This window comes from Nocardia sp. NPDC058658 (assembly GCF_042716665.1).
Taxonomy (GTDB): Bacteria; Actinomycetota; Actinomycetes; order Mycobacteriales; family Mycobacteriaceae; genus Nocardia.
In genome coordinates, this window is record NZ_JBHXRR010000053.1 from 1 (window position 1) to 3,211 (window position 3,211).

4 protein-coding genes and 1 pseudogene are annotated in these 3,211 nt (G+C 61.6%); all 5 read right to left on the reverse strand.

The window, feature by feature from the left end:
- Positions 1 to 147 (reverse strand): annotated as a pseudogene (locus tag ACFWUP_RS31285) (IS701 family transposase); the annotation flags it as partial.
- A gap of 19 nt (positions 148 to 166) precedes the next feature.
- Entirely contained in the window at positions 167 to 778 is a 612-nt protein-coding gene (locus ACFWUP_RS31290) for a ThiF family adenylyltransferase (RefSeq protein WP_379239596.1), read from the reverse strand.
- The gene (locus ACFWUP_RS31295; protein ID WP_379239597.1) at positions 771 to 1,346 is read right to left on the reverse strand and encodes a GNAT family N-acyltransferase; all 576 of its coding nucleotides are present in this window, start codon (positions 1,344 to 1,346) and stop codon (positions 771 to 773) included. The genes ACFWUP_RS31290 and ACFWUP_RS31295 overlap by 8 nt, the downstream gene beginning before the upstream one ends.
- A 66-nt stretch (positions 1,347 to 1,412) precedes the next feature.
- Positions 1,413 to 1,736, reverse strand: a complete 324-nt coding sequence (locus tag ACFWUP_RS31300; protein ID WP_379239598.1) for a hypothetical protein — start codon at positions 1,734 to 1,736, stop codon at positions 1,413 to 1,415.
- Between the two features lie 413 nt (positions 1,737 to 2,149).
- Positions 2,150 to 2,935 carry a hypothetical protein gene (locus ACFWUP_RS31305; RefSeq protein WP_379239599.1) on the reverse strand — a complete coding sequence of 262 codons (786 nt, stop codon included), beginning with the start codon at positions 2,933 to 2,935 and terminating at the stop codon, positions 2,150 to 2,152.
- Positions 2,936 to 3,211 lie beyond the last annotated feature (276 nt).

Genomic DNA, 3,211 nt, shown 5'->3' on the forward strand with positions numbered 1-3,211 from the left:
CAGTGTCCAGCCGTTCTTGCGTTCCAAACCAGCCAGCAGCCCTGACACGTATTCCCGTGCCCGCTCCCGCGGCTCCGAACGCGAGAAACGCGGACTTATCCGCGCCATCAACGAATCCAACTCAGCCACAACACGATCCAACACCACACACCAGACCTACCAGCACCTACTCACCCAGGTGCCGTTGCAGTACTAACCGCCACAACGGCACCCGTGCCAGTCCATGCGCGACGTCGTCTACCGAAACGTCAAGTGGCAGGCCGTAGAACCGCTCGAAGGTCATACCGTGGGGAAGTAGCACCGTCTGCCAAACGCTGTAGCCCACCTCGACCGCGGTGAGAACAGGAATGCTGCGGTCGCGGGCCGCACGGGCCAGGCTGAGAGAGAGGTGGGGAACGGTGTAGTCGATGGCGTCAACGACGAGGTCGACGTCGGTCAGCATCGCGGCGACGTTGGTCGTCGTGACTCCGGTATCGAAGAACTCCACGTCGGTCCCTGTACCGACGTCAGCGCAAAGCTCCGCGATTACGGCAGCCTTGTTCTGGCCCAGGGTGTGGACCGTCGCACCGGCTTGCCGGTTGAGATTCGACACGCAAAAGTGGTCGGGGTCTGTCAGGCGTAGGTGGCCGATGCCGAGGCGGGCCAGCGTCTCCGCAGTCCTTCCCCCGACACCGCCGACGCCGGCAATGAGAACTCGCGCCGACCGCAGGAGCCGCTGCTCGTCATCGGTGATCAAACCTCGATTGCGTGCCAGCGGGCCGCCGTTGAAGTCAGGCATCGGCGACGGTCGACAGCGTCGCCGGGTCCAATGACCAGGCGAAGGGCTCAGTGAAGAAGTCAGCGAACCGGGTTCGGTCCCCTCGCCGACGATCGGCGCCAGCAAGGCCTGGGCTCACCGAAGACAGCTTGACCGCAGCCACAACATCCCACGAGTTATATACGCGGCGCGGCTCGCTGACCGCGATCGCCGGGAACCCCAACGCCACGATCGCCTGCCGAAACGGCTCAGCGAGAACCATGTACGCGTGACGGTAGCCCCACTGCTCCCCCAGATCGAACAACGCACGATAGAGACCGAGCGTCACCATCGACTTCCGATAATCGCGGACGACCGCGCAAGCGCTGACCTCGAACGTGTCCCCCTCCGGGGCGGGAAGATCGAACAGTTCACACGCCTGCAGTTGACCAAGGCGACCTTGGATCATACGAATGGATCCGACCGCAGTGCCGTCCTCGGTCGCGAGTACGTGGATGGAGTAGTCGTCGTATTTGTCACGGAACAGACCGTCTGGATCGAGCTGGTCCGGACGGATCCGCCCGGAGTCGAGGTAGACGCCTGTTCGCAACGCGTGCCATCGCCGCATGGCCTGCGGCGAGCCGTCGGTGAGGTGGAAGTGGAACACGGGAACTCCCTAACTGGAGAATGGGTCGGCGGCTCGGGCCGATGCGGTGTGCGGTGCTGTGCTGAACCTCAGCCGATCGTCGCTGTCGCCCTCGACAAGCACTCGGTAGGCTGCGCGAGCAGCGAACCGGCGCGGCAGATAGCGTCGCCAACTCGACATGCGCGAATAGAAATCCGGGAAGTACCCGTAGATGGCGTGGCTCGACGCTGACCCCATATACGACACGGGCTCGGCATCGCCGAGCGCGACGAACGGGATACCTAGGTAAACGCGCAACAGGCGGTACGCAGAGGCATCGATCATCGCGACACAATGGGCAACCTCGGCGGCCATCGCCGACACATACATTCCCCGAAACAACAACACGATAGCTGCGCCCCGGCCGCAGCTACGGCTCGTAACCGATCCGAAGCGACCCTACAGCAAGGCAGTCCACGAGGGCCAACAGGATTTCATGGATTTGCGGTCAGCCGAATCGTCAATGCATGGAGGGACAACCACCAATGGGTGTTCGATCTCCGTGCGAGCAAAGGGAACTCTCGACTCTTCGAGGAGTTGGAAGGTTTCGTAGACTCACTGCCTGAACTCGGCGCACATTGGGACACTTCCCATGATTCCGAGGTGATCGGCGATCCCATCTAAGACTCCCTGCGTCGCTCAGGTAAACGGCCCCGTACCGACCGGATCTGCGCCGGTCGGTACATGTCAAGGAGCTCGAAGCTTGGTCGGTTCAGTACGAACTACCCTTACCGACAGTACGTTTCAGGGTTGCCGAAGTCATGGTCGAGCCGTTGGAGGTTGATCGACGGGACGAAACCCCACAAGAAATCCTCGACCGCACGACACCATTGCTCGGACCGTGTTGCCTGATCGCCGACAAGTCCGCAGAAATATCGAATGGTGACTCCCGCAGCGTCGAGAATCTGGTCTGCGCCGGGGAGGACGACGTAGGAGCCAGTGATGCCTTCGACGACGGCACTGCAACTCTCCGACAGCGTCTTCGGCGATTTCGATGGCTCGGTCTGCTGTTTGGTCGACGGCGGCAAAGGATCGGCTTGCACCTGCGAACCACCGTCGAGCGTTGCGATGACCTGAACCCATCGCTCCGAACTTTCCCGCGCCTGAGAACTGCCTACGACCCGCCCCCCACCGTTACTTGTTTGGCAACCAGTACCGGCGCCGATGTCGTAGGAACCGTTCGCAAGCGGGCCGATACGACCGGACGCGAACCCGACGATCATTGGAGTCTCGGTCCGATAGTTCTCCACCGAACTCGGCGCTGTAGCACCGGTAACCTCAATCGGGATTGCGAGGAGCGTGCAGGTCCCATTACCGGCGCCCGGCATCAGGATTGTGAAGTCGATGAAACCACCGGGCGACGTCGAAATTCGCGCAATCGTGGTCCCCAGACCGTGATATGGGCTGATGCTGTCGGCCACCGCGCAGGGTGACCCGATGACCGTTCCGACACCAATTGCAAGCAGTCCCACTCCGAGCACAGCGGCGCGGCGCAATCCGGAATTCGTCGTCATACTTCTTCCTTCTAATCGCGAAACAAGAATCGACGCTATGCAACCGGTGCAGCTTCCTCAATCATCCGAATGACCGACAGTCGCTCTCTTGCTGAGGGTCATGCTGTATGGCGGACCGGCCCAGCGCCGCCTGCCATCACTGAGCCTTTTTCATCCTGCCGACGCGGCTTGACGTTCGTGGTCCTGGAGAACGCCGATTGCCTTCACAAGCCGGGTGGATTTGTCCGGGCAGCACCGCAGCTTACGCAGGATCTTCCATACTTTGAGCTGGGCGAA